This window comes from Streptomyces sp. L500 (assembly GCF_054551825.1).
Map to the genome: position 1 here is coordinate 472,764 of NZ_JBTOLC010000002.1, position 25,998 is coordinate 498,761.

Annotated in this window: 23 protein-coding genes; 19 read left to right on the plus strand and 4 right to left on the minus strand. The window is 72.9% G+C overall.

Translation table 11 applies throughout. The annotated features are described in order from the left end of the window. Positions 1–38 precede the first annotated feature (38 nt). On the plus strand, positions 39–659 hold the full coding sequence (locus tag ACX9I7_RS04955) for a DJ-1/PfpI family protein (protein ID WP_392755182.1): 621 nt from the start codon (positions 39–41) through the stop codon (positions 657–659). 137 nt (positions 660–796) lie between these two features. Here the strand turns inward: ACX9I7_RS04955 and ACX9I7_RS04960 are convergent, their stop codons facing one another. Continuing rightward, positions 797–1,549 (minus strand): enoyl-CoA hydratase/isomerase family protein, encoded by a 753-nt coding sequence (locus ACX9I7_RS04960; RefSeq protein WP_387567532.1) that lies wholly within the window; start codon positions 1,547–1,549, stop codon positions 797–799. A gap of 191 nt (positions 1,550–1,740) precedes the next feature. Between ACX9I7_RS04960 and ACX9I7_RS04965 the strand changes: the two genes are divergently transcribed. Then, positions 1,741–2,253, plus strand: coding sequence for an ATP-binding protein (locus ACX9I7_RS04965; RefSeq protein ID WP_387567533.1), 513 nt, complete (start codon positions 1,741–1,743; stop codon positions 2,251–2,253). Here the strand turns inward: ACX9I7_RS04965 and idi are convergent. The 3 genes from idi to galE form a co-directional block, all read right to left on the minus strand. After that, positions 2,228–2,839: an isopentenyl-diphosphate Delta-isomerase gene (gene idi, locus ACX9I7_RS04970; protein ID WP_459386607.1), complete on the minus strand. Its 612-nt coding sequence runs from the start codon at positions 2,837–2,839 to the stop codon at positions 2,228–2,230. The genes ACX9I7_RS04965 and idi overlap by 26 nt on opposite strands. 90 nt (positions 2,840–2,929) lie before the next feature. Further along, complete coding sequence (locus ACX9I7_RS04975) at positions 2,930–3,889, minus strand: cation diffusion facilitator family transporter (RefSeq protein WP_387567535.1); 960 nt, start codon at positions 3,887–3,889, stop codon at positions 2,930–2,932. 94 nt (positions 3,890–3,983) lie between these two features. Continuing rightward, positions 3,984–4,970: a UDP-glucose 4-epimerase GalE gene (galE, locus tag ACX9I7_RS04980; protein ID WP_126916806.1), complete on the minus strand. Its 987-nt coding sequence runs from the start codon at positions 4,968–4,970 to the stop codon at positions 3,984–3,986. Positions 4,971–5,330: 360 nt separating this feature from the next. On the opposite strand from galE, the gene ACX9I7_RS04985 reads away from it, so the two are divergent. The 17 genes from ACX9I7_RS04985 to ACX9I7_RS05065 all read left to right on the plus strand — a co-directional run bounded on the left by ACX9I7_RS04985 (position 5,331) and on the right by ACX9I7_RS05065 (position 25,920). Then, positions 5,331–7,298 carry a DUF5941 domain-containing protein gene (locus ACX9I7_RS04985; RefSeq protein ID WP_459386608.1) on the plus strand — a complete coding sequence of 656 codons (1,968 nt, stop codon included), beginning with the start codon at positions 5,331–5,333 and terminating at the stop codon, positions 7,296–7,298. Next, positions 7,295–8,047 carry a phosphocholine cytidylyltransferase family protein gene (locus tag ACX9I7_RS04990; protein WP_387567540.1) on the plus strand — a complete coding sequence of 251 codons (753 nt, stop codon included), beginning with the start codon at positions 7,295–7,297 and terminating at the stop codon, positions 8,045–8,047. Before ACX9I7_RS04985 ends, ACX9I7_RS04990 begins: the two co-directional genes overlap by 4 nt. Continuing rightward, positions 8,035–9,096 (plus strand): iron-containing alcohol dehydrogenase family protein, encoded by a 1,062-nt coding sequence (locus ACX9I7_RS04995; protein ID WP_189448358.1) that lies wholly within the window; start codon positions 8,035–8,037, stop codon positions 9,094–9,096. Before ACX9I7_RS04990 ends, ACX9I7_RS04995 begins: the two co-directional genes overlap by 13 nt. Further along, positions 9,074–9,853: a CDP-alcohol phosphatidyltransferase family protein gene (locus ACX9I7_RS05000; protein ID WP_459386609.1), complete on the plus strand. Its 780-nt coding sequence runs from the start codon at positions 9,074–9,076 to the stop codon at positions 9,851–9,853. The genes ACX9I7_RS04995 and ACX9I7_RS05000 overlap by 23 nt, the downstream gene beginning before the upstream one ends. After that, positions 9,850–10,746 carry a glycosyltransferase family 2 protein gene (locus ACX9I7_RS05005; RefSeq protein WP_387567542.1) on the plus strand — a complete coding sequence of 299 codons (897 nt, stop codon included), beginning with the start codon at positions 9,850–9,852 and terminating at the stop codon, positions 10,744–10,746. Before ACX9I7_RS05000 ends, ACX9I7_RS05005 begins: the two co-directional genes overlap by 4 nt. Positions 10,747–10,837: 91 nt before the next feature. Then, on the plus strand, positions 10,838–11,773 hold the full coding sequence (locus ACX9I7_RS05010) for an ABC transporter permease (RefSeq protein WP_189448353.1): 936 nt from the start codon (positions 10,838–10,840) through the stop codon (positions 11,771–11,773). After that, on the plus strand, positions 11,766–12,554 hold the full coding sequence (locus ACX9I7_RS05015; protein WP_229819892.1) for an ABC transporter ATP-binding protein: 789 nt from the start codon (positions 11,766–11,768) through the stop codon (positions 12,552–12,554). The genes ACX9I7_RS05010 and ACX9I7_RS05015 overlap by 8 nt, the downstream gene beginning before the upstream one ends. A 402-nt stretch (positions 12,555–12,956) precedes the next feature. Further along, positions 12,957–13,856: a squalene synthase HpnC gene (hpnC, locus tag ACX9I7_RS05020; protein ID WP_189448351.1), complete on the plus strand. Its 900-nt coding sequence runs from the start codon at positions 12,957–12,959 to the stop codon at positions 13,854–13,856. Continuing rightward, positions 13,853–14,803 (plus strand): presqualene diphosphate synthase HpnD, encoded by a 951-nt coding sequence (gene hpnD, locus ACX9I7_RS05025; protein WP_126916816.1) that lies wholly within the window; start codon positions 13,853–13,855, stop codon positions 14,801–14,803. The genes hpnC and hpnD overlap by 4 nt, the downstream gene beginning before the upstream one ends. Before the next feature lie 133 nt (positions 14,804–14,936). Continuing rightward, positions 14,937–16,397 carry a hydroxysqualene dehydroxylase HpnE gene (gene hpnE, locus ACX9I7_RS05030; protein WP_459386610.1) on the plus strand — a complete coding sequence of 487 codons (1,461 nt, stop codon included), beginning with the start codon at positions 14,937–14,939 and terminating at the stop codon, positions 16,395–16,397. A gap of 44 nt (positions 16,398–16,441) precedes the next feature. Continuing rightward, positions 16,442–17,536: a polyprenyl synthetase family protein gene (locus ACX9I7_RS05035; protein ID WP_387568373.1), complete on the plus strand. Its 1,095-nt coding sequence runs from the start codon at positions 16,442–16,444 to the stop codon at positions 17,534–17,536. Positions 17,537–17,670: 134 nt separating this feature from the next. Beyond that, complete coding sequence (gene shc, locus ACX9I7_RS05040) at positions 17,671–19,689, plus strand: squalene--hopene cyclase (RefSeq protein WP_387567551.1); 2,019 nt, start codon at positions 17,671–17,673, stop codon at positions 19,687–19,689. Beyond that, positions 19,689–20,345, plus strand: coding sequence for a phosphorylase family protein (locus tag ACX9I7_RS05045; RefSeq protein WP_387567553.1), 657 nt, complete (start codon positions 19,689–19,691; stop codon positions 20,343–20,345). Before shc ends, ACX9I7_RS05045 begins: the two co-directional genes overlap by 1 nt. Positions 20,346–20,350: 5 nt before the next feature. Beyond that, positions 20,351–21,373: an adenosyl-hopene transferase HpnH gene (hpnH, locus tag ACX9I7_RS05050; protein ID WP_358624992.1), complete on the plus strand. Its 1,023-nt coding sequence runs from the start codon at positions 20,351–20,353 to the stop codon at positions 21,371–21,373. 14 nt (positions 21,374–21,387) lie between these two features. Continuing rightward, on the plus strand, positions 21,388–22,545 hold the full coding sequence (gene ispG, locus ACX9I7_RS05055) for a flavodoxin-dependent (E)-4-hydroxy-3-methylbut-2-enyl-diphosphate synthase (RefSeq protein ID WP_459386639.1): 1,158 nt from the start codon (positions 21,388–21,390) through the stop codon (positions 22,543–22,545). Between the two features lie 67 nt (positions 22,546–22,612). Next, positions 22,613–24,529 carry a 1-deoxy-D-xylulose-5-phosphate synthase gene (dxs, locus tag ACX9I7_RS05060; RefSeq protein WP_459386611.1) on the plus strand — a complete coding sequence of 639 codons (1,917 nt, stop codon included), beginning with the start codon at positions 22,613–22,615 and terminating at the stop codon, positions 24,527–24,529. Then, positions 24,526–25,920 (plus strand): aspartate aminotransferase family protein, encoded by a 1,395-nt coding sequence (locus ACX9I7_RS05065; RefSeq protein WP_189448338.1) that lies wholly within the window; start codon positions 24,526–24,528, stop codon positions 25,918–25,920. The genes dxs and ACX9I7_RS05065 overlap by 4 nt, the downstream gene beginning before the upstream one ends. The last annotated feature ends 78 nt before the right edge of the window (positions 25,921–25,998 follow it).

Consider the following 25,998-nt stretch of genomic DNA (forward strand, 5'->3'; position numbering starts at 1 on the left):
CCCTTCGGTTTTCTTCGAGTACGAGAGAAGGCTTTGCCATGCAGATCGCCATCCTGCTTTATCCCGGTTTCACCGCACTTGACGCCGTGGGCCCGTACGACACCCTCAGCCGTCTCCCGGGCGCGGAGACCGTCTTCGTGGCCGAGCGGCCCGGCCCGGTGCCCAACGAGAGCGGCAACCTCACGCTCGTCGCCGAGCGCTCCCTCGCGGACGTGCCCCGCCCCGACATCGTCGTCGTCCCCGGCGGCCCGGACCGGTTCCTGCCGCTCGATCCCGGCCCCGTGCGGGACTGGCTGACGGCCGTGGACCGCCACACGACCTGGACGACGTCGGTGTGCACCGGCTCCGTGATCCTGGCCTCCGCCGGGCTGCTGACGGGCCGCCCGGCCACCTCGCACTGGCTCCACCTGGAGCAGCTGCGCTCCCTGGGCGCCGAGCCGACGGGGCAGCGGGTCGTCTTCGACGGCAAGTACGTCACCGCCGCCGGGGTCTCCTCGGGCATCGACATGGGCCTCGCCCTCCTCGGCCGGATCGCGGGCGACCGGACGGCCCAGACCGTCCAGCTGATGATCGAGTACGACCCGCAGCCGCCGTACGACGCGGGCTCGCCGGAGAAGGCCCCCGCGGACATCGTCGCGGAGCGGCGCGCGGCCTCGTAGGGGGCGCCCCATAGGGGCGCGGGGAACTGCGCGACCAGCCCCCACCGGCCCGCGGTTGGATACGGCGCGAGGGCAGTCGGGCCGCTGCGGGCCGTCCGTGGCTGGGCGCGCAGTTACCCGCGCCCCTTACGGGGCGCTCAGACCGTCCAGTCGAAGAGCGGCACCCGCCGTTCCAAGAACGCGGCGACACCCTCGGCGGTGTCGCCGCTGCCGCGTTCCCGCGCGGCCCAGTGCGCCACGCGGTCCGCCGTGACCGGGGACGAGGCGAACTCCTTGGCAGCCGCCTGCGTCAGCTGCGAACGCGCCGCCAGCGTCGCCGCGAACTCCGCCACCCGGCCGTCGAGCGCGTCCGCCGGCCACACCTCGTCCACCAGCCCGGTGCGCAGGGCCCGCTCGGTGTCGATGAGCTCGGCCGAGAAGAGGAGGTACTTGGCGGTCGCCGGGCCCACCAGCTCCACCAGCCGCCGCGTGGTGGACGCCGGGTAGACGATGCCCAGCCGCGCCGGGGTGACCCCGAAGGACGCCCCCTCCGCCGCGAAGCGCAGGTCGCAGGCGACCGCGAGCTGGCAGCCGCCACCGACGCAGTGGCCGCGCACGGCCGCGATCGTCGGCTTGGGGAACGCCGCCAGCGCCTCCTCCGCCGCCACCGCCAGATCCCGCGAGCCCACGCCGCCGTCGGCGGCCAGCGTGGCGATGTCCGCGCCCGCGCAGAACGTCCCGCCCTCGCCGGTCAGCACCAGCACCCGGACCGCCGGGTCGGCGGCGCAGCGCGCGAGGAGCCCGGGCAGGTCCTTCCACATCCCGGTGGTCATGGCGTTCCGTTTGGCGGGGTTGACGATCCGGACGGTGGCGACGGGTCCGTCGATCACAAGCTGCAGTGCGGGCTCCATGGGCGGATGCTAACCGGGACCAGGAAGTCATGATCAAACAGTCTGCGGGGCGCCAGCCGTGTGCGGGATCGGTCGAACCCCGCCGGAATCCGTCGATAGCGATGACTTCCGGTCAGCTCACCGGAGCGGATGCCAAGGTTCCCAACACTCGGCACAGGTGGTCGGGCCACGGCGAGGGGTGGGTTACGGAGATGGAGATGTGCGGGGGACGCCCGCCCGGGCCGGGGCGGGCGGGTGCGCCCCGCAAGCCCGCCGAGTACGACGGGAGCTGGCGCTGGACGGCTCCCGCGCTCGACCGGTCCGTCCCCGCGGCCAGGAGCGCCGTCCGCGAGCTGATCCGGCGCCGCGCGGTGCCGCTGCGCGAGGACCAGCTCTACGGGCTGCTGCTCATCGTCTCCGAGCTGGTCACCAACGCCGTGCGGCACGCGGCGCTGCTCTCCCCGGAGGTGGCCGTGGAGGTCTCCGTGAGCCCGGAGTGGGTCCGGGTGGCCGTCGAGGACAACCACCCGTACCGCCCCGCGCCCATGGAGGCGTGCCCGGAGGACGAGCCGCGCACCGGCGGCCGGGGCCTGCTGCTGGTGCAGGCGACGGTGGAGGAGGCCGGCGGCTGCTACGACATCGAGCACACCGCCGGCGGCGGCAAGGTGGTCTGGGCCGCCCTGCCGTTGCGCTCCCGGCCTACCAGCCCGCGGCGTCCCCGGTGACCTCGCGGATCGCCGGGCGGGCGGCGTCCAGCACGGTCATGAACCACGCCGAGAAGGGGTACTTCTCGCGCAGCGCGTCGAGCTCGGCGGGGGTGACGAACGCGGTCTCCGCGATCTCGGAGGGGTCCGGGTCCGGCAGGGCCGTGACGGTACCCACGAACAGGTGGTTGTACTCCTGCTCGACCAGGCCCGAGGCCGGGTCCGGGTGGTTGTAGCGGACGGTCCCGGCCTCGCGCATCAGCGCGGGCGCCAGGCCGAGCTCCTCACCGGTGCGGCGGGCGGCGGCGACGAAGGGCGGCTCGGCCGGGTAGGGGTGGCCGCAGCAGGTGTTCGACCACACGCCGGGGGAGTGGTACTTCTCCAGCGCCCGGCGCTGGAGAAGCAGCCGGCCCGCGTCGTCGAAGAGAAAGACCGAGAAGGCCCGGTGGAGCCTGCCGGGGGCGATGTGGGCGGAGACCTTCTCGGCGGTGCCGATGGTTCTGCCGTCCTCGTCGACCAGCTCCAGCATGATCGGTTCGGCGGCGTCGGCGGCCTCGGGGCGCCGGTCCGAGTCGGCGGAGCGGCCCTTGGCAGATGTGATCGGCATTGACCATCCTCATTGTCGGTCTTCCACCTTCAAGTCTGCCGTACGGAATGCCCACGACCACGGCGGACGATTCATCGAGGCCCGGTGGCCTCAGTGGCAGAGGCCGGCCTCGTGCTCGGCGTGCCCGCCGGGCTCCAGCTGAAAGGTGCAGTGCTCCACGGCGAAGTGTTCGCCGAGGCAGTCCTGAAGGTCGTGCAACATCTTCTCCTGCCCCGCCGAGTCCAGCGCGCCGGGGTCCACCACCACGTGCGCCGACAGCACCGGCATCCCCGATGTGATCGTCCACATGTGGAGGTCGTGGAGGCCCCGCACGCCGGGCAGGGCCAGGATGTGCGCCCGCACCTCGTCCATGTCGACGTTCCTCGGCGCCGCCTCCAGCAGCACGTCCAGCGCCTCGCGCAGCAGCTTCACCGTGCGCGGCACGATCATCAGACCGATCAGCAGCGAGGCGACCGGGTCCGCCCGGGTCCAGCCCGTCGCCATGATCACCAGCGCGGAGACCACCACGGCCAGCGAGCCCAGGGCGTCCGAGAGGACCTCCAGGAACGCGCCCCGTACGTTCAGGCTCTCCTTGCTGCCCCGGATCAGCAGGGCCAGCGAGACGCCGTTGGCGACCACGCCGACCAGGCCGAAGACGACCGTCCGCGCGCCCGGCACCGGCGCGGGCTCCGCCAGCCGCTCGACGGCCTCGATCAGGACGTAGCCGCCGACGCCGAGCAGCAGCACGCAGTTCAGCAGGGCGGCGAGGATCTCGGCCCGGGCGTAGCCCCAGGTGCGTCTGCCGGAGGCCGGGCGGGCGGCGAAACGGATCGCCAGGAGGGCCATGAAGACCCCGACCGCGTCCGTGGCCATGTGGCCCGCCTCGGCGAACAGCGCGAGCGAACCGGTCAGCGCGCTGCCTACGGCGTAGACCAGCAGGACGGTCAGGGTGATGCCCAGCGCGATCCGCAGCCGCCCCTTGTGGGCGGCCGCGGCCGTGCCGGTCGCACCGGGCGGGCGTCCCCCGTGCGAGTGGCCGTGGTGGAGGCCGTGGTGGTGACCCGCTCCCATGCCCGCCGCCTTCCGAAGCCGTCGCCGCCGCCAGGCCGGCGCGCACCCGCCGGCCGGGCCCAGTCAACTACGGGCGGGGGCGGGATCGCGGGGATCAGGCGCGGCGCGCCTCGGGGTGGTGGAGGCACCAGCCCTCCCAGGCGGAGGCGACCATGTCGCGGAGGCCGTGGCGGGCGCTCCAGCCCAGCTCCTTCGCGATCAGCTCGTTGGACGCCACGACTCGCGCCGGATCACCCGGACGGCGCGGGGCTGTCTCGGGCGTCAGCTCCGGGCGCCCGGTGATCTCGCCGATCAGGTCGGCCATCTCCCGCACGGACACCCCGAACCCGGTGCCGACGTTCAGCGTCAGGTCGCCCGCGCCCGGCCGCTCGGCCAGCCGGCGGGCGGCGGCGAGGTGGGCGGTCGCCAGGTCCTCGATGTGGATGTAGTCACGGACGCAGGTGCCGTCCGGGGTGGCGTAGTCGTCGCCGAAGATCAGCGGCCGCTCGCCCCGGGTGACGCGGTCGAACATCATCGGGATGATGTTGAAGACGCCGGTGTCGGCCAGCTCCGGGCGGGCCGCGCCCGCCACGTTGAAGTAGCGCAGGCACGCCGTGGCGATGCCGTGCGCGGCGCCCGTCGCCCGGACGAGCCACTCCCCGGCGAGCTTGGTCTCGCCGTACGGGTTGATCGGCAGACACGGCGTCCGCTCGGTGACCAGGTCCACGTCGGGCATGCCGTAGACGGCCGCCGAGGACGAGAAGACGAAGCTGCGGACCCCGGCCGCGACCACGGCCTCCAGCAGCACGGTCAGCCCGTGGACGTTCTCCCGGTAGTACAGCAGGGGCTTCTCGACCGACTCCCCGACCTGCTTCTTCGCCGCCAGGTGCACCACTCCCGTCACACCGAGACCGGTGAGCGTGCGGTCGAGCAGCTCTCGGTCCAGCACCGAGCCCCGCACCAGCGGGACCGACTCCGGCAGCCGGCCGCTCACGCCCGAGGACAGGTCGTCCAGGACGGCCACCCGCTCCCCGGCCTCCGTCATCGCCCGCGCCACATGCGCCCCGATGTACCCAGCTCCGCCTGTGATCAGCCACGTCATGACGGCACCCTATTCCAGCCATCCGACGGGAAACGTTTCGTCCGTCCGTGGGAACCGCCCGGACGTCCGGGACGTCCCTGTAGGGGCCGGTTCCCGGGCGGTCGCCCGGACCGGGAACGCCCGGGTGCACGTGCGGTGAACTCGGCCTTCCGGTGATCCGATAGCCTCTGCCGTCGTGTGCCGTGCGCCGCCCCGCAGACCGGGGCCCGGCGCGGCACGCCAGCCGCCCGCCGCGTCCCGCGGCCGCATGGCGGCCACGCCAGCCGCAAGGAGTGAGTTCGTCTGTCGACCGCCATCCTCACCGGTCCGCCGCCCGCCGGCTCCTCGCTCGAGGACGACCTGCGGGCGCTCGGCTTCGACGTGCGCACCGCGACCGGTGCCGCGGGCGCGGCCGGGGAGCTCGCCGCGGTCCCGGCCGCCGAGCGGGTCGCCGTCGTCGACCCCCGCTTCACGGGACACGTCCACGCCCTGCGCCTGGCCCTGACCGACCCCCGCTTCCCGGCGGGCGCCGTCCCCGGGGCCCTGGCCGTCCAGGCGGAGGCCCGGCAGGCGCTGGCGCTGGCGCTGACCGAGCCGCCCACCACCGGCCCGGCTGCCCGGCCGGAGACCTCGCGCCCGGTCGAGCCGGCCGAGGGCGCTGACACGGCCGTCCCGGCCGCTGGGCGCCCGAGCGCCGAGCTCGGCGTGAAGCCCGCCGCCCCGGACGCGGCGGAGGCCGGCGTCGTCCCGGCCACCCCGGCCGAGGCCGCCGAGCCCGCCGCCCCGGCCGCCGGCCGCCCGGCCGCCGAGGCCGCCGAGCCCGGCGTGAGGCCCGTCACGCCATCCGAGGTCCCGGACGGCGGCGAGCCGCTCGCCGACGTCCTCGCCGCCCGGCTGGAAGCCGCCGGCGTCCCCGTGCACCGGCCCGAGCTGGGCGTGCTCGTCGCCGCCGTGCCCGGGGACGAGGAGACGCGCGCCAAGACGCTCGCCGAGACCGCCGCCGTCGACGACGAGGCCGTGCGGCTGCGCGCCGCCGTGAAGTCCCGCGACGGCTTCTTCACGACCTTCTGCGTCAGCCCGTACTCCCGGTACATCGCCCGCTGGTGCGCCCGCCGCGGCCTCACCCCCAATCAGGTGACGACCGCCTCCCTGCTGACCGCGCTGATCGCGGCCGGCTGCGCGGCCACCGGCACCCGGACCGGGTTCGTCGCGGCCGGCGTGCTGCTGATCGCCTCGTTCGTCCTGGACTGCACCGACGGCCAGCTCGCCCGCTACTCGCTGCAGTACTCGACGCTCGGCGCCTGGCTCGACGCGACCTTCGACCGGGCCAAGGAGTACGCCTACTACGCGGGCCTGGCGCTCGGCGCCGCCCGCGGCGGCGATGACGTCTGGGCCCTCGCGCTCGGCGCCATGGTCCTCCAGACCTGCCGGCACGTCGTCGACTTCGCCTTCAACGAGGCCAACCACGACGCCACCGCCAACACCAGCCCCACCGCCGCCCTCTCCGGCAGGCTCGACAGCGTCGGCTGGACCGTCTGGGCCCGGCGCATGATCATCCTGCCCATCGGTGAGCGCTGGGCGCTGATAGCGCTGCTCACGGCGCTCACCACCCCCCGGGTGACCTTCGTCGTCCTGCTGATCGGCTGCGCCTTCGCCGCCTGCTACACCACCGCCGGCCGGGTGCTGCGCTCGCTCACCCGCAAGGCGAAGCGCACCGACCGCGCAGCCCAGGCGCTGGCCGACCTCACCGACTCCGGCCCGGTGGCCGAGGTCGTGGGCCGCCTGCTGGGCCGCCGGGTGCCCGGCGGCTCGTACAGCGCCCCCTACTGGGCGCTGCTCGCCGCCGTGGCCCTGTTCGTCTGGCCCCTGGCCGCCGGCACCCTGGGCACCTGGCAGGGCCTGGCCCCGGCCGCGGTGTACGCGCTGCTCGCGGGCGTCGCCGTGGCGCACGCCCTCAAGGGGCCGCTCGACTGGCTGCTCCCCGCCGTCTTCCGGGCCACCGAGTACGGGATCGTCCTGCTGCTCGCCGCCCGCTCGGACGCCCCCGGCGCCCTGCCCGCGGCTTTCGGGCTGGTCGCCGCGGTCGCCTACCATCACTACGACACGGTGTACCGCATCCGCGGCGGCACCGGCGCGCCCCCGCACTGGCTCGTACGGGCCATCGGCGGGCACGAGGGACGCGTGCTGGCGGTCACCGCCGCCGCCTCCCTGTGGCACGGCCGAGGCTTCACCATCGCGCTGACGGTCCTGGCGGCCGCCATCGCGCTCGTGGTGCTCAGCGAGAGCATCCGGTTCTGGGTGTCCTCCGGGGCGCCCGCAGTCCACGACGAAACAGGAGAACCCGCATGATCGGCCTCGTGCTGGCCGCCGGCGCCGGACGGCGTCTGCGCCCCTACACCGACACGCTGCCCAAGGCTCTGGTGCCGGTGGGTCCCGAAGGTGCGGAGGACTCCCTGACGGTCCTCGACCTGACCCTCGGCAACTTCGCCGAGGTCGGCCTGACCGAGGTCGCGATCGTCGTCGGCTACCGCAAGGAGGCCGTGTACGCGCGCAAGGAGGCGCTGGAGGCCAAGTACGGCGTCTCGCTCACCCTGATCGACAACGACAAGGCCGAGGAGTGGAACAACGCCTACTCCCTGTGGTGCGCCCGTGACGTGCTCGGCCGCGGTGTGATCCTCGCCAACGGCGACACCGTCCACCCCGTCTCCGTCGAGAAGACGCTGCTCGCCGCGCGCGGCGACGGCAAGCGGATCATCCTCGCCCTGGACACGGTGAAGCACCTCGCCGACGAGGAGATGAAGGTCGTCGTCGACCCCGACAAGGGCGTCCGGAAGATCACCAAGCTGATGGAGCCCGCCGACGCCACCGGCGAGTACATCGGCGTCACCCTCATCGAGGCCGACGCCGCCGCCGAGCTGGCCGACGCCCTGAAGGCCACCTTCGAGCGCGACCCCGACCTCTACTACGAGGACGGCTACCAGGAGCTCGTCCACCGCGGCTTCACGATCGACACGGCCCCCATCGGCGAAGTGAAGTGGGTCGAGATCGACAACCACGACGACCTCGCCAAGGGCCGGGAGATCGCGTGCCAGTACTGACGAGGCTGATCCCCTCGCCGGTCGTGGTCGACATCCGCGCCGGAGCGCTGGACAACCTGGCCGGGCTCCTCCACGACCAGCGGATCTCCAGCTCCGGCAAGCTGGCCGTCGCCATCAGCGGCGGCTCCGGGGCGCAGCTGCGCGAGCGGCTCGCCCCGGCGCTGCCCGGCGCCTCCTGGTACGAGGTGGGCGGCGGCACCCTCGACGACGCCGTCCGGCTCGGCGACCGCATGAAGAAGGGGCGCTACGACGCGGTCGTGGGCCTCGGCGGCGGGAAGATCATCGACTGCGCCAAGTACGCGGCCGCCCGCATAGGGCTTCCGCTGGTCGCCGTGGCCACCAACCTCTCGCACGACGGGCTCTGCTCGCCGGTCGCCACCCTCGACAACGACGCGGGCCGCGGCTCCTACGGCGTGCCCAACCCGATCGCCGTCGTCATCGACCTGGACATCATCCGCGAGGCCCCCTCGCGCTACGTCCGCTCCGGGATCGGCGACGCGATCTCCAACATCTCCGCCGTCGCCGACTGGGAGCTCGCCCACCGCGAGCGCGGCGAGGACATCGACGGGCTGGCCGCCGCCATGGCCCGGCAGGCCGGCGAGGCCGTGCTGCGCCACCCCGGCGGCGTCGGCGACGACGCCTTCCTCCAGGTGCTGGCCGAGGGCCTGGTGCTGACCGGCATCTCGATGTCCGTCGCGGGCGACAGCCGGCCGGCCTCCGGGGCCTGTCACGAGATCAACCACGCCTTCGACCTCCTCTTCCCCAGGCGCGCCGCCAGCCACGGCGAGCAGTGCGGCCTCGGGGCAGCCTTCGCGATGCACCTGCGCGGTGCCCACCAGGAATCCGCGCTCATGGTCGAGGTGCTGCGCCGCCACGGTCTGCCCGTGCTGCCGGGCGACATCGGCTTCACCGACGACGAGTTCGTCTCGGTCGTCGCGTACGCGCCGCAGACCCGCCCCGGGAGGTACACCATCCTGGAGCACCTCGACCTCTCCACCGATCAGATCAGGGACGCGTACGCCGACTATGCACAAACCATCAGTCGCTGAACTCCGCCCGGTCGTCCACCCCGCGGGGGTGAAGGACCGGCGCAGTGGCGAGCACTGGATGGGCCGCCTGTACATGCGGGAGATCTCGCTGCGGGTCGACCGCCATCTGGTGAACACCAGGGTCACGCCCAACCAGCTCACCTACCTGATGACCGTGGCGGGCGTCCTCGCGGCCCCGGCGCTGCTGGTGCCGGGGATCTGGGGCGCCGTCCTCGGTGTCGTCATGGTGCAGCTCTACCTGCTGCTGGACTGCGTCGACGGCGAGATCGCCCGCTGGAAGAAGCAGTACTCGAACTCCGGGGTGTACCTGGACCGGGTCGGCGCCTATCTGTGCGACGCCGCGGTCCTGGTCGGCCTGGGCCTGCGCGCCGCCGACCTGTGGGGGAGCGGCCGGATCGACTGGCTGTGGGCCTTCCTCGGCACCCTCGCCGCGCTCGGCGCCGTCCTGATCAAGGCCGAGACGGACCTCGTCGGCGTCGCCCGCCACCAGGCCGGGCTGCCGCCGGTCAAGGAGTCCGCGGCCGAGCCGCGCTCCTCCAAGGTGGCGCTGGCCCGCAAGGCCGCCGCCGCCCTGAAGTTCCACCGGCTGATCCTCGGCATCGAGGCGTCCCTGCTGATCCTCGTCCTCGCGATCGCGGACGCGGCCCACGGCGACCTGTTCTTCACCCGTCTCGGCGCCGCCGTCCTCGCGGGCATCGCGCTGCTGCAGACGGTGTTGCACCTGGTGTCCATCCTGGCGTCGAGCAGGCTGAAATGAGCGATACGAGCATGAAGGTCGGCGCGGTCGTCCTGACCATGGGCAACCGCCCCGACGAGCTGCGCGCCCTGCTGGAGTCCGTCGCCAAGCAGACCGGCGACCCCATCGAGGTCGTCATCGTCGGCAACGGCTCCCCGCTGCCCGAGCTGTCCGTGCCGGGCCTGGCCGTGCGCACCGTCGAGCTGCCCGAGAACGTGGGCATCCCGGCCGGCCGCAACGTCGGCATCGAGGCCTTCGGCCCCGCCGGCCGGGACGTCGACATCCTGCTCTTCCTGGACGACGACGGGCATCTGCCGAACCAGGACACGGCCCAGCTGTGCCGCGAGGCGTTCGCCGCCGACCCGGAGCTGGGCATCATCAGCTTCCGGATCGCGGATCCGGACACCGGCGTCACCCAGCGCCGCCACGTGCCCCGGCTGCGGGCGTCCGACCCGATGCGCTCCTCGCGTGTGACGACCTTCCTGGGCGGCGCCAACGCGGCGCGCACCCGGGTCTTCGCCGACGTCGGCGGGCTGCCGGACGAGTTCTTCTACGCCCACGAGGAGACCGACCTGGCCTGGCGGGCCCTGGACGCGGGCTGGATGATCGACTACCGGTCGGACATGGTCCTCCACCACCCGACGACCGCCCCGAGCCGCCATGCCGTTTATCACAGGATGGTGGCCCGCAACCGGGTCTGGCTGGCCCGCCGCAATCTGCCCGCGCCGCTGATCCCCGTCTACGTCGGGGTCTGGCTGCTGCTGACCCTGGCCCGGCGGCCCTCCCTGCCCGCGCTGCGCGCGTGGCTGGGCGGCTTCCGGGAGGGCTGGACGACCCCGTGCGGGCCACGGCGCCCGATGAAGTGGCGTACCGTGTGGCGCCTGACCCGACTGGGTCGTCCCCCCGTGATCTGACAAGCTCGTATCCGAGAGTCGTGTCGAAGAGCATCGGGCGCGCACCGGGGCAGGGCCCCGGGAGCGCGCCTTGAGGACGAAAGTGTCAACTGTGAGCGAGACAACGCACGACAGTGCGGTCGCCCTGACTGTGCCGTCGTCACCCGACGACGGGCTGCCCGCCGCCGAGCTGGCCCGCAAGTACGGCCTCGCGGTGAGCGGCGCCCGGCCGTCCCTGGCCGAGTACGCGCGGCAGCTGTGGGAGCGGCGCCACTTCATCGTCGCCTTCTCCCGGGCGAAGCTGACCGCTCAGTACAGCCAGGCCAAGCTGGGCCAGGTCTGGCAGGTGGCCACGCCGCTGCTGAACGCCGTCGTGTACTACTTCATCTTCGGCGTGATGATGGACCAGAAGCGGAGCCTGCCGACGAACACGTACATCCCGTTCCTGGTGACGGGTGTGTTCGTCTTCACCTTCACCCAGAGCTCGGCGATGGCGGGCGTCCGGGCGATCGCGGGCAACCTGGGCCTGGTCCGGGCCCTCCACTTCCCCCGGGCGGCCCTGCCGATCTCCTTCGCGCTCCAGCAGCTCCAGCAGCTGCTGTACTCGATGGTCGTGCTGGCCCTCGTCCTGGTCGCCTGCGGGCACATGCCGTCGATGGCCTGGCTGATGATCGTCCCGGTGCTGGCGTTGCAGTTCCTCTTCAACACCGGACTGGCGCTGATCCTGGCCCGCGCGGGCAGCAAGACCCCCGACCTGGCCCAGCTGCTGCCGTTCCTGCTGCGCACCTGGATGTACGCCTCGGGTGTGATGTACAGCCTGGTCGACAACCTCAAGCGGACCCACGCGTCCCAGTGGGTGATCGATCTGCTGGGCGCCAACCCGGCGGCCGTCTACATCGACCTGATGCGCTACGCGCTGATCGACGACTACGGGGCGAAGCACCTGCCGCCGCACGTGTGGCTGCTGGCGGTCGGCTGGGCCGTGGTGATCGGCGTCGGCGGCTTCGTCTACTTCTGGAAGGCTGAGGAGAAGTACGGCCGTGGCTGAGCAGATCATTCCCCAGGGCGCCGAGCGCGTCCCCACCGTGATCGCGGAGGACGTCCACATCGTCTACCGCGTCTACGGCGGCAACACCGGCCGGGGCAGTGCCACGGCCGCCCTGAACCGGATCGTCCGCCGGCAGCCGAGCGCCGGGGCGCGGGAGGTGCACGCCGTCAAGGGTGTGAGCTTCACCGCCTACCGGGGCCAGGCCATCGGCCTGATCGGCTCCAACGGCTCGGGCAAGTCGACCCTGCTCAAGGCGATCGCCGGGCTGCTGCCCACCGAGCGCGGCAAGGTCTACACCGACGGCCAGCCCTCGCTGCTGGGCGTCAACGCCGCCCTGATGAACGACCTCACCGGCGAGAAGAACGTGATGCTCGGCGGACTGGCGATGGGCATGTCCCGGGAGCAGATCCGCGAGCGCTACCAGGACATCGTCGACTTCTCGGGGATCAACGAGAAGGGCGACTTCATCACCCTGCCGATGCGCACCTACTCGTCCGGCATGGCGGCGCGGCTGCGGTTCTCCATCGCGGCCGCCAAGGACCACGACGTGCTGATGATCGACGAGGCGCTGGCCACGGGCGACCGGGCCTTCCAGAAGCGCTCCGAGGAACGCATCCGCGAGCTCCGCAAGGAGGCCGGCACGGTCTTTCTGGTCAGCCACAACAACAAGTCCATCCGGGACACGTGCGACCGGGTGCTGTGGCTGGAGCGCGGGGAACTGCTGATGGACGGGCCCACGGACGAGGTCGTCCGGGCCTACGAGAAGGAAACGGCCCGCTGACGCGGGTGTGATGTGCGAGGCCCCCGCCGCGCTGTCGCGGCGGGGGCCTTGACCGTTCCGTGACGATCAACTGGCTTATTGTCAGGGCTGATTGAGTGCTCGCGTGGCATTGTATGGATCAAGCACATACCCCGGCGAGCGTCGGACACCTGTGCGGCGTACGCTGTAGCCTGCTCTTTTGCGGCTGTTTTGGCCCGGGCGTGGCGATACACGCGGACGGTCCCGCCACCGGGGTCGCGAGGAAGCGGCCCGGAGGGAGGCCAGGGGCACGGCCCGCCCTGCGGCGTGTCCGAAATAGGATGTTCTGGGTCGGCAGTGTAGAACGGGAGATGTGACGGCAATGGTTACGGGAACTCTCCAGATCAGAGACGCGTACGCCGTCCCCGGTCCGGGCAGCCCGCGATGACCGCGGGGACGGACGCGCACGCGCGCGCCGTGCTCGACAAGGCCGCGCACGAGAACTTCCCCGTGGCGCCCTTCTTCGTGCCGCGCTCCTGGCGTGCCGACCTCATGGCGGTCTACGGCTACGCCCGCCTCGTCGACGACATCGGCGACGGCGACCTGGCCCCCGGCGGCCGCGACGCCGAGCTCCTCGGCCTGGACCGCGAGCAGACCGACGACCGCCTCGCCATGCTGGACGCCTTCGAGGCCGACCTCCGGCGCGTCTTCGACACCACCGGCACGGGCCCGCGCCACCCGCTGCTGCTCCGCCTGCGTCCGACCGTCCGCCGGTGCGGTCTGACCCCCGAGCCCTTCCTGGGCCTGATCGAGGCCAACCGCCAGGACCAGCGCGTCCGCCGCTACGGGACCTACGCCGACCTGCTCGCCTACTGCGAGCTGTCCGCCAATCCCGTCGGCCGCCTCGTCCTGGGCATCACCGGCACCACCAGCCCCGAGCGGGTCCGCCGCTCGGACGCGGTCTGCACCGCCCTGCAGATCGTCGAACACCTACAGGACGTCGCCGAGGACCTCCGGCGCGACCGCGTCTACCTGCCCGCCGAGGACATGGCGCGCTTCCGCGTCACGGAGGCCGACCTCGCCCTCCCGACCGCTGGCGCGTCGGTGCGCGCCCTGGTCGCGTACGAGGCGGAACGCGCCCGGCGCCTGCTGAATGAAGGCACCCCCCTGGTGGGTAGCGTCCACGGCAGGCTGAAGCTGTTGCTCGCGGGATTCGTGGGCGGAGGGAGGGCCGCACTCGCCGCGGTCACCGCCGCGGGGCACGACGTTCTCCCCGGACCGCCCAAGCCCACCAAGCTCAGCCTGCTGCGCGAGGTGGGGGCGACACTGCGAAGAGAGGGGTGAGCCGGGACGTGACTGGAACGCCACAGACGTCGCCGCCGGTACTCGCCGCGTACAGCTACTGCGAAGCCGTCACCGGACAGCAGGCCGGCAATTTCAGCTATGGGATCAGACTGCTGCCCACCGCCAAACGGCGGGCCATGTCGGCGCTGTACGCCTTCTCCCGGCGCATAGACGACATCGGTGACGGGACCCTGGACCCCGAGTCCAAGCGGCTCCGGCTGGAGGACGCCCGCACCACGCTCGACCGGATCCGCGCCGGCGACATCGACGAGGACGACACCGACCCGGTGGCCGTCGCGCTCGCCCATGCCGTGCGCCGCTTCCCCATCCCCATCGGCGGCCTCGACGAGCTCATCGACGGCGTCCAGATGGACGTCCGCGGCGAGACCTACGAGACCTGGGACGAGCTCGCCCACTACTGCCGCTGCGTCGCCGGCGCCATCGGACGGCTCTCCCTGGGCATCTTCGGCACCGTGCCCGGCGCACGGGACGCCGCACGCGCCCCGGAGTACGCCGACACGCTGGGCCTGGCGCTCCAGCTCACCAACATCCTCCGCGACGTCCGCGAGGACGCGGCCAACGGCCGCACCTACCTGCCCTCCGAGGACCTCGCCAAATTCGGCTGCTCGGCCGGATTCCACTCCGCCCTGCCCCCGGCCGGCGCGGACTTCACCGGCCTGGTCCACTTCGAGGTCCGGCGCGCCCGCGCGCTGTTCGCCGAGGGCATGAAGCTGCTCCCCATGCTCGACCGGCGCAGCGGCGCCTGCGTCGCGGCCATGTCCGGCATCTACCGCCGGCTGCTGGAACGCATCGCCGAGGAGCCCACGGCGGTGCTCCGCGGCCGCGTCTCCCTCCCGGGCCACGAGAAGGCCCTCGTCGCCGTCCGCGGACTCTCCGGGTACGACGCGCGCAGCGTCCACCGGCAGACCGCCAGGGGGCGCGTTTGATGACCCGCGCCCACGCCACGACGACCCGCACCGGCCGTACGCCCGGTGCGGCGGTCCGCCTTCGCACCGGAAAACGGTGCGCAACCCTCCGCCCGGCGGACGCGTCCCTGACAGCAGCCGAGGGGATGGGCGCATGACAGAACGAACGACAACCCGGCCCGACCGGCTCCGCACGGACCAAGCAGGCCGCCCCGACGGGGCGGCCGCGGTAGTGATCGGGGGCGGACTCGCGGGCGTCACGGCGGCCCTGGAACTCGCCGCCGCGGGCCTTCGCGTCACCCTGCTGGAGGGCCGGCCCCGCCTGGGCGGGCTCGCCTTCTCCTTCCGCCGCGGCGAGCTGACCGTCGACAACGGCCAGCACGTCTACCTGCGCTGCTGCACCGCCTACCGGTGGTTCCTCGACCGGATCGGCGGCGCCCACCTGGCCCCCGTCCAGGACCGGCTCGACGTGCCCGTCCTGGACGTCGGCCACCCCTCCGGCAGGCCCCGCCTCGGCCGGCTGCGCCGCGCCGCCCTGCCCGTCCCCCTCCATCTGGCCGCCAGCCTCGCCACCTACCCCCACCTCTCGCTCGCCGAGCGCGCCTCGGTCGGGAGGGCCGCGCTGGCGCTGCGCGCCCTCGACCTGGCCGACCCCGCCCTGGACGGCACCGACTTCGGCACCTGGCTGCGCCGCCGCGGCCAGTCGCCCCGGACGGTCGAGGCCCTGTGGGACCTGGTGGGCGTGGCCACCCTCAACGCCACCGCCGAGCACTCCTCGCTGGCCCTGGCCGCCATGGTCTTCAAGACCGGCCTGCTCTCCGAGCCAGGCGCCGCCGACATCGGCTGGGCCCGGGTGCCGCTGGGCGAGCTCCACGACACGATGGCCCGCGCCGCGCTGGACGCCGCCGGCGTCCGCGTCGCGCTGCGCACCCGCGCCACCCGGATCGCCCGCACGGCCGACGGTGGCTGGCAGGTCGACACCGAGGCCGGGCCGGGGAAGGGCGAGCGGCTGGAGGCCGACACGGTCGTCATGGCCGTGCCCCAGCGCGAGACCCACGCGCTGCTGCCCGAGGGCGCCCTCGACGAACCCGACCGGCTGCTGGGCATCGACACCGCGCCGATCCTCAACCTCCACGTCGTCTACGACCGCAAGGTCCTGCGGCAGCCCTTCTTCACCGCGCTCGGCAGCCCGGTGCAGTGGGTCTTCGACCGCACCGACTCCTCCGGGCTCGCCGCCCGGGACAAGGCCGCGCAGTACCTGGCCGTGTCCCAGTCCGCCGCGCAGGACGACATCGACCGGCCGGTCGCCGAGCTGCGCGAGCGCTACCTCCCCGAGCTGGCCCGGCTGCTGCCGGCCGCCCGGACGGCACGGGTGACGGACTTCTTCGTCACCCGCGAGCGGACGGCGACGTTCGCCCCCACCCCGGGCGTCGGCCGGCTCCGGCCCGACGCCCCCACGAACGCGCCCGGCCTCTACCTGGCCGGTGCGTGGACCGCCACCGGCTGGCCCGCGACCATGGAGAGCGCGGTGCGCAGCGGCCTCGCCGCCGCCGGCGCGGCCCTCTTGGGGCTCGGCCTGCCCCACCGGAGCCCCCTGCGGGAGGCGGCGGTATGAACCAGCGAGCCCTCAAGGCGCGCGTACCCGCGAGCGGGACGCGCATGAGCACGACCACCACCAGAGGAGAGACCGTGACATCGGCGATCCCAGCTGTCGACACCGCGGGCGTGCGCGCCCTGCTGGAGCGCGGACGGACGCTTGCCACGCCGGTGCTGCGTGCCGCCGTGGACAGGCTCGCGGCACCCATGGACACCGTGGCCGCCTACCACTTCGGCTGGATCGACATCGACGGCAAGCCCGCCCACGGCGACCCGGGCAAGGCCGTCCGGCCCGCCCTCGCCCTGCTGTCGGCCGAGGCCGCCGGCGCCCCCGCCGAGACCGGCATCCCCGGCGCGGTCGCCGTGGAGCTCGTCCACAACTTCTCGTTGCTGCACGACGACCTGATGGACGGCGATGAGCAGCGCCGCCACCGCGACACCGTCTGGAAGGCGTACGGCCCGGCCCAGGCGATCCTCGCCGGCGACGCGCTCTTCGCGCTCGCCAACGAGATCCTGCTGGAGCTCGGCACGGTGGAGGCCGGCCGGGCCACCCGCCGACTCACCACCGCCACCCGCAAGCTCATCGACGGGCAGGCCCAGGACATCTCCTACGAGCACCGCGAGCGCGTCACCGTCGCGGAGTGCCTGGAGATGGAGGGCAACAAGACCGGCGCGCTGCTGGCCTGCGCGGTCTCCATCGGCGCGGTCCTCGGCGGCGCCGACGACCGTACGGCCGACACCCTGGAGGCATACGGCTACCACCTCGGCCTCGCCTTCCAGGCCGTCGACGACCTGCTGGGCATCTGGGGCGACCCGGAGACCACGGGCAAGCAGACCTGGAGCGACCTGCGGCAGCGCAAGAAGTCCCTGCCCGTGGTCGCCGCCCTCGCGGCCGGCGGCCCCGCCTCCGAGCGGCTCGCCGGGATCCTCGCCGCCGACGCGGGGCTCACCGACGCGCAGCTCGCCGACTTCGACGAGGAGGAGTTCGCCTCCCGCGCGGCGCTGATCGAGGAGGCGGGAGGCCGCGAGTGGACCGAGCAGGAGGCCCGCCGCCAGCACGCCACCGCCATCGAGGCCCTCGATGGCGTGGACATGCCCGCGGAGGTCCGTGCCCAGCTCGTCGGGCTCGCCGATTTCGTCGTCGTGCGGAAGAGTTGATCGCTATCGGCGCGAAGTAGTCCCGCGGTCGCCGGCCGGTGCCTCGTGTGTGCGGCACCGGCTGACGGAACCCCCCGAAGTACGGCAGTCACAGCAGTACGGCAGAGAAGGAACTCACTGCATTAGGGGAAACCATGACAGCGACGACCGACGGCACCGGGGAGTCACCGCTCCCCGAGGCCGAGGCCGGCCACAGCACCACCGTTCCGGCGCCCGCCACGGCGGCCCCCGGAGCGCCGAAGACGCGTGAAGCCGCGGCGCGGGCCGTCACCCTCGCCACGGAACACCTGCTGGCCCGCCAGGACCCGGCCGGCTGGTGGAAGGGCGACCTGGAGACCAACGTCACCATGGACGCCGAGGACCTGCTGCTGCGCCGGTTCCTGGGCGTCGACGACGAGCGGACCACGGCCGCCGCGGCCCGCTTCATCCGCTCCCGGCAGCGCCCCGACGGCACCTGGGCCACCTTCCACGGCGGCCCCGCCGAGCTCTCCGCCACCGTCGAGGCCTACACCGCCCTCCGCCTCGCCGGGGACGCCCCCGACGCCCCCCACATGGCCGCCGCCTCCGCCTGGGTCCGCGAACAGGGCGGCGTCGCCGCCGCCCGCGTCTTCACCCGGATCTGGCTGGCCCTCTTCGGCTGGTGGCGTTGGGAGGACCTCCCCGAGCTCCCACCCGAGATCATGTACCTGCCGAAGTGGGTGCCCCTCAACCTCTACGACTTCGGCCAGTGGGCCCGGCAGACCATCGTCCCCCTGACCGTCGTCTCCGCCCTGCGGCCCGTCCGCCCCGCGCCCTTCGCCCTCGACGAGCTCCACACCGACCCCCGCCGGCCGGCCCCGCCCCGCCCCCTCGCCCCCGCCACCAGCTGGGACGGCGTCTTCCAGCGCCTGGACAAGGCGCTCCACGTCTACCACCGCCTCCCCGTCGCCCCGCTGCGCAGGGCCGCGCTGCGCTCAGCGGCCCGCTGGATCGTCGAGCGCCAGGAGAACGACGGCTGCTGGGGCGGCATCCAGCCCCCCGCCGTCTACTCCGTCATCGCCCTCCACCTGCTGGGCTACGACCTCCGCCACCCGGTGCTGCGCGCCGGCCTCGAGTCGCTGGACCGTTTCGCCGTCTGGCACGAGGACGAGGACGGCGCGCCCGTCCGGATGATCGAGGCATGCCAGTCCCCGGTCTGGGACACCTGCCTGGCCACCACCGCCCTCGCCGACGCGGGCCTGCGCCCCGACCACCCGGCGCTGGTCAAGGCCGCCGACTGGATGCTCGACGAGCAGATCCTGCGCCCCGGCGACTGGACCGTGAAACGGCCGCACCTGGCCCCGGGCGGCTGGGCCTTCGAGTTCGAGAACGACGCCTACCCCGACATCGACGACACCGCCGAGGTCGTGCTCGCCCTCAAGCGGGTCCGCCACCCCGACCCCGAGCGGATGGAGAAGGCGATCCGGCGGGCCGCCAACTGGGCGGTGGGCATGCGGTCGAGGAACGGCGCCTGGGGCGCCTTCGACGCCGACAACACCAGCCCCTTCCCCAACCGGCTGCCGTTCTGCGACTTCGGCGAGGTCATCGACCCGCCGTCCGCCGATGTCACCGCCCACGTCGTGGAGATGCTGGCGGTCCTCGGCAAGCGGCACGACCCGCGCGCCCGCCGGGGCGTCGAATGGCTGCTGGGCGAACAGGAGGAGTGCGGCGCCTGGTTCGGCCGCTGGGGCGTCAACTACGTCTACGGCACCGGGTCCGTGGTGCCCGCCCTGGTGGCCTCCGGCATCCCCGTCGCCCACCCGGCGATCCGCCGGGCCGTCGGCTGGCTGCGCGAGGTGCAGAACCCGGACGGCGGCTGGGGCGAGGACCTCCGCTCCTACCGGGACCCCGAATGGATCGGCCGGGGCGCCTCCACCGCCTCCCAGACCGCCTGGGCGCTGATGGCGCTGCTGGCGGCGGGGGAGCGGGAGAGCGAGGTGGTGGAGCGGGGGGTGACCTGGCTGACCGACACCCAGCGGGAGGACGGCTCCTGGGACGAGCCGTACTTCACCGGCACGGGCTTCCCCTGGGACTTCTCCATCAACTACCACCTGTACCGCCAGGTGTTCCCGCTCACCGCCCTCGGCCGCTATCTGCACGGCGAACCCTTCACCGAGACGCCGCTGGAGGGCTGATGACCGCCGGCACGGGTACCCCCGCCCCCGCACCGCTGCTGATCGCCTGCGCGCTCGGCATCGAGCGCCTCGCCCTGCGCGGCGGCCTCGGCGGCGCGGCCGGACCCGTGACCGTCCTGCGCACCGGGATGGGCCCGCAGGCCGCGGAACGCGCCGTGACCCGGGCCCTCGGCGGCGACCCGCCCGGGCCCGGGGGCGAGACCGCGGTGATCGCCACCGGCTTCTGCGCCGGCCTCGCCCCGGGGATGCACCCCGGCGACCTGGTCGTCGCCGACGAGACCCGCGACCCGGCGGGCCGCACGGAGTGCGCCGGCGTGGAACTGCTGGCCAAGGAGCTCGCCCGGGTGGCGCCCCGGCGCGTCATCCACACCGGGCCGCTGGTCGGCTCCGACCACGTGGTGCGGGGCGCGGAGCGGGGAGCGCTGCACGCCGCCGGGGCGCTGGCGGTGGACATGGAGTCCGCGGCCACGCTCCGAAGCGCCGTGCGGGCCGGTGCCCGCCCCGTTGCGGCCGTAAGAGTGGTCGTGGACGCTCCCGAACATGAACTTGTGCGAATCGGGACCTTGCGGGGTGGAATATCGGCTTTCCGCGTGCTCCGCACCGTCCTGCCGGCTTTTTTCGAATGGCACCGTTCTTTGCTGCTCCCCAGGAGGTGAGCCAGATGGCCATGCCGCTTCGCCAGACCATCCGGGTGGGAACCTATCTCTTCGAACAGAAGCTCCGCCGACGGGAGAAGTTCCCGCTGATCGTCGAGCTGGAGCCGCTCTACGCCTGCAACCTCAAGTGCGAGGGCTGCGGGAAGATCCAGCATCCGGCCGGGGTGCTCAAACAGCGGATGCCCGTCGCCCAGGCGGTCGGCGCGGTGCTGGAGTCGGGCGCGCCGATGGTGTCCATCGCCGGCGGCGAACCCCTGATGCACCCTCAGATCCATGAGATCGTGCGCCAGTTGGTGGCCAGGCGGAAGTACGTCTTCCTGTGCACCAACGCCCTGCTGATGCGGAAGAAGATGGAGAAGTTCACCCCCTCTCCGTACTTCGCCTTCGCCGTGCACATCGACGGGCTGCGCGAGCGCCACGACGAGTCCGTGGCCAAGGAGGGGGTGTTCGACGAGGCGGTGGAGGCGATCAAGGAGGCCAAGCGGCGGGGCTTCCGCGTCACCACCAACTCCACCTTCTTCAACACCGACACCCCGCAGACCATCGTCGAGGTGCTCAACTTCCTCAATGACGAGCTGCGCGTCGACGAGATGATGATCTCGCCGGCCTACGCCTACGAGAAGGCCCCCGACCAGGACCACTTCCTGGGCGTCGAGCAGACCCGGGAGCTGTTCAGGAAGGCGTTCGCCGGGGGCAACCGCTCCCGCTGGCGGCTCAACCACAGCCCCCTCTTCCTCGACTTCCTGGAGGGGAAGGTCGACTTCCCCTGCACCGCCTGGGCCATCCCCAACTACTCGCTCTTCGGCTGGCAGCGCCCCTGCTACCTGATGAGCGACGGGTACGTGCCCACCTACCGGGAGCTGATCGAGGAGACCGACTGGGACAAGTACGGCCGCGGCAAGGACCCCCGGTGCGACAACTGCATGGCGCACTGCGGCTACGAGCCCACCGCCGTCCTCGCCACCATGGGATCGCTCAAGGAGTCGCTGCGCGCGGCCCGCGAGAGCGTCGCCGGAAACCGGGGCTGACCGCGATGGCCACCGTGGAGCCCGTCTCCCTCGGGCTGCCCGTGCCACCGGCCCGGCCCCTGGCGGTGCGCCGCGCGTCGCGGCGCATCCAGGTGGGCCGGGTGCCGGTGGGCGGTGACGCCCCCGTCTCGGTGCAGTCGATGACGACGACGGTCACGGCCGACGTCGGCGCCACGCTGCAGCAGATCGCCGAGCTGACGGCGGCGGGCTGCCAGATCGTCCGCGTCGCCTGCCCCTCGCAGGACGACGCGGACGCGCTGCCGGTCATCGCCAGGAAGTCGCAGATCCCGGTGATCGCGGACATCCATTTCCAGCCGAAGTACGTCTTCGCCGCCATCGACGCAGGGTGCGCCGCCGTCCGCGTCAACCCCGGCAACATCCGGCAGTTCGACGACAAGGTCAAGGAGATCGCCAGGGCGGCGGCCGCGGCGGGCACCCCGATCCGCATCGGCGTCAACGCCGGGTCCCTGGACAAGCGCCTGCTCCAGAAGTACGGCAAGGCCACCCCGGAGGCCCTGGTGGAGTCGGCGCTGTGGGAGGCGTCGCTCTTCGAGGAGCACGGCTTCCGCGACATCAAGATCTCCGTGAAGCACAACGACCCCGTGGTGATGGTCAACGCCTACCGCCAGCTGGCCGCCCGGTGCGACTACCCGCTGCACCTGGGCGTCACCGAGGCCGGCCCGGCCTTCCAGGGGACGATCAAGTCCGCCGTCGCCTTCGGCGCCCTGCTGGCGGAAGGCATCGGCGACACCATCCGCGTCTCCCTCTCCGCCCCGCCCGTGGAGGAGGTGAAGGTCGGCATCCAGATCCTGCAGTGCCTGGGCCTCCGCCCGCGCCGGCTGGAGATCGTCTCCTGCCCGTCCTGCGGCCGCGCCCAGGTCGACGTCTACAAGCTTGCCGAGGAGGTCACGGCCGGCCTGGAGGGCATGGAAGTACCGCTGCGCGTCGCCGTCATGGGCTGCGTCGTCAACGGGCCCGGCGAGGCCCGCGAGGCCGACCTGGGGGTGGCGTCCGGCAACGGCAAGGGCCAGATCTTCGTCAAGGGCGAGGTCATCAAGACCGTCCCCGAGTCGAAGATCGTGGAGACCCTCATCGACGAGGCCGTGAAGCTCGCCGAACGGATGGAGAAGGACGGCGCCCGCTCGGGCCCGCCGGCCGTCACCGTCCTCTGATGAAACCGGCGGAGTCCGATCACCCGGCCCGGCACCGCCGGGCCGACGACAGGAGGAGGGGGCCGACGTGTCGTTGCTGGAGAACATCCGCGGTCCGCGCGATCTGAAGGCACTGGACGGCGAGGAGCTCACCGACCTCGCCGAGGAGATCCGCCACTTCCTGGTCCACGCCGTGGCCAGGACCGGCGGCCACCTCGGACCGAACCTCGGCGTGGTCGAGCTGACCATCGCCCTGCACCGTTCCTTCGACTCGCCCTCGGACCGCATCCTGTGGGACACCGGGCACCAGTCCTACGTCCACAAACTGCTCACCGGCCGCCAGGACTTCTCCAAGCTGCGCGGCAAGGGCGGCCTGTCCGGCTACCCCTCGCGCGAGGAGTCCGAGCACGACGTCATCGAGAACAGCCACGCCTCGACCGTCCTCGGCTGGGCCGACGGCCTCGCCAAGGCCAACCAGGTCCTGGGCCGCTGGAACGACCACGTCGTCGCCGTCATCGGTGACGGCGCCCTCACCGGCGGCATGGCCTGGGAGGCCCTCAACAACATCGCGGCCGCCAAGGACCGCCCGCTCGTCATCGTCGTCAACGACAATGAACGCTCCTACGCCCCCACCATCGGCGGCCTCGCCGACCACCTGGCCACCCTGCGCACCACCGACGGCTACGAGCGCGCCCTGTCCTGGGGCAAGGACGCCATCCAGGGCCTGCCGCTGGTCGGCAAACCGCTGTACGAGTCGCTGCACGGGGCGAAGAAGGGCTTCAAGGACGCCTTCGCCCCCCAGGGCATGTTCGAGGACCTCGGCCTGAAATACCTCGGCCCGATAGACGGCCACGACATCACGGCCGTCGAGTCGGCGCTGCGCCGCGCCAAACGCTTCCACGGGCCCGTCCTCGTGCACTGCCGCACCGAGAAGGGGCGCGGCTACCAGCCCGCCCTGCGGGACGAGGCGGACCGCTTCCACACGGTGGGCGCGATGAACCCGCTCACCTGCGAGCCCCTCGCCCCGTCGGCCGGGCGGTCGTGGACGTCGGTCTTCGGCGACGAGATGGTGCGGATCGGCGCCGAGCGGCCCGACGTCGTCGCGATCACGGCGGCGATGCTCCACCCCGTGGGCCTGACCCAGTTCGCGGCGGCCTACCCGGACCGGGTCTGGGACGTGGGCATCGCCGAGCAGCACGGCGCGGTGTCGGCGGCGGGCCTGGCGACGGGCGGCCTCCACCCGGTCTTCGCCGTCTACGCGACCTTCCTCAACCGCGCCTTCGACCAGGTGCTGATGGACGTCGCCCTCCACAAGTGCGGCGTGACGTTCGTCCTGGACCGGGCCGGCGTCACCGGCACCGACGGGCCGTCCCACAACGGCATGTGGGACATGTCCATCCTCCAGGTCGTCCCCGGCCTGCGGATCGCCGCCCCGCGCGACGCCGACCAGCTGCGCGCCCAGCTGCGCGAGGCCGTCGAGGTCAAGGACGCCCCCACCGTCATCCGCTTCCCCAAGGAGAACGTGGGCGAGGCCATCCCGGCCGTCGGCCGGACCGGCGGCATGGACGTGCTCGCCCGGCCGGCGGACACCGACGGGGCCGACGTGCTGCTGGTCGCGGTCGGCGCCATGGCCCGGGTCGCGCTGGAGGCGGCCGACCTGCTGGGCGCCCGGGGCACGTGCTGCACCGTCGTCGACCCGCGCTGGGTCAAGCCCGTCGACCCGGCACTGCCGCCGCTCGCCGCCCGCCACCGCGTGGTCGCCGTCGTCGAGGACAACAGCCGCACCGGCGGCGTCGGCTGGGCCGTGGCCCAGGCGCTCCGCGACGCCGACGTCGACCTGCCCGTACGGACCTTCGGCATCCCCGAGCAGTTCCTGCCCCACGCCAAGCGCTCGGAGGTGCTGGCGGACGTGGGGCTCACACCAGCCGAGATCGCCGGGCGGATCAGCGCCGTACTCGCCAGGAACGGGCAGGCCGCCAAGGACAAGGAGACGAGCAGGGCATGACCGCCGACGGCACCGAGAGATTCGACCTGACCCGGCTGCTGGCCGAGCGCGGTGGCGAACGCTACGACCTCCACGCCCGCCACCTCAACCACCAGCTGCCGCGCATGCTCCGCACCATCGGCTTCGACAAGGTCTACGAGCGGGCCGAGGGCGCGTACTTCTGGGACGCCGAGGGGCGGGACTACCTCGACATGCTCGCCGGCTTCGGCGTGATGGGCCTGGGCCGGCACCATCCCGTGGTCCGCAAGGCGCTCCACGACGTCCTGGACGCCTCGCTCGCCGACCTCACCCGCTTCGACTGCCCGCCGCTGCCCGGCCTGCTCGCCGAGCGGCTGCTGTCGTACACCCCGTACCTGGACCGGGTGTTCTTCGGCAACAGCGGCACCGAGGCCGTGGAGACCGCCCTGAAGTTCGCCCGGTACGCCACGGGCAGACCCCGCGTGCTGTACTGCGCCCACGCCTTCCACGGCCTGACCGTCGGCTCCCTGTCCGTCAACGGCGAGGCCGGCTTCCGGGACGGCTTCGCGCCCCTGCTCCCGGACACCCCCGTCCCGCTCGGCGACCTGGACGCCCTGGAACGGGAGCTGCGACGCGGCGACGTGGCGGGCCTGATCGTCGAGCCCGTCCAGGGCAAGGGCGTCCACGAGGCCCCGCCCGGCTACCTCCGCGCCGCGCAGGACCTCCTCCACCGCCACAAGGCCCTCCTCATCGCCGACGAGGTGCAGACGGGCATCGGGCGGACGGGCGCCTTCTACGCCCACCAGCACGAGAGCGGGGTGGAGCCGGACCTGGTGTGCGTGGCGAAGGCGCTCTCGGGCGGCTACGTCCCCGTGGGCGCCACGCTCGGCAAGGACTGGATCTTCAAGAAGGTCTACTCGTCCATGGACCGCGTCCTCGTCCACTCCGCCAGCTTCGGCTCCAACGCGCAGGCCATGGCCGCCGGCCTGGCGGTCCTGGCCGTCATGGAGGACGAGGGGATCGTCGCCAACGCCCGCACCACGGGCGAACTCCTGCGCTCCCGCCTCGCGGCGCTCGTCGACAAGTACGAGCTGCTGCACGACGTGCGCGGCCGCGGCCTGATGATCGGCATCGAGTTCGGCCGCCCCAGGTCACTGGGCCTGCGCGGCCGCTGGACGATGCTCCAGGCGGCCCGCAAGGGCCTCTTCGCCCAGATGGTCGTGGTGCCGCTGCTCCAGAAGCACCGCATCCTCACCCAGGTCTCGGGCGACGAGGTGGAGGTGATCAAACTGATCCCCCCACTGATCATCGGCGAACGCGAGGTGGACCGCTTCGTGGCAGCCTTCACGGCGGTCATGGACGAAGCCCACAACGGCGGCAGCCTGATGTGGGACTTCGGCAGAAACCTGGTGAAACAAGCTGTGACGAGGTGACGGTGTGGGCAATCGTCCCGCAGGGCTGGGGGCACCTCCCAGCGGTAGCTGGGGGAGGGTGGGCACACCGCCGACCAC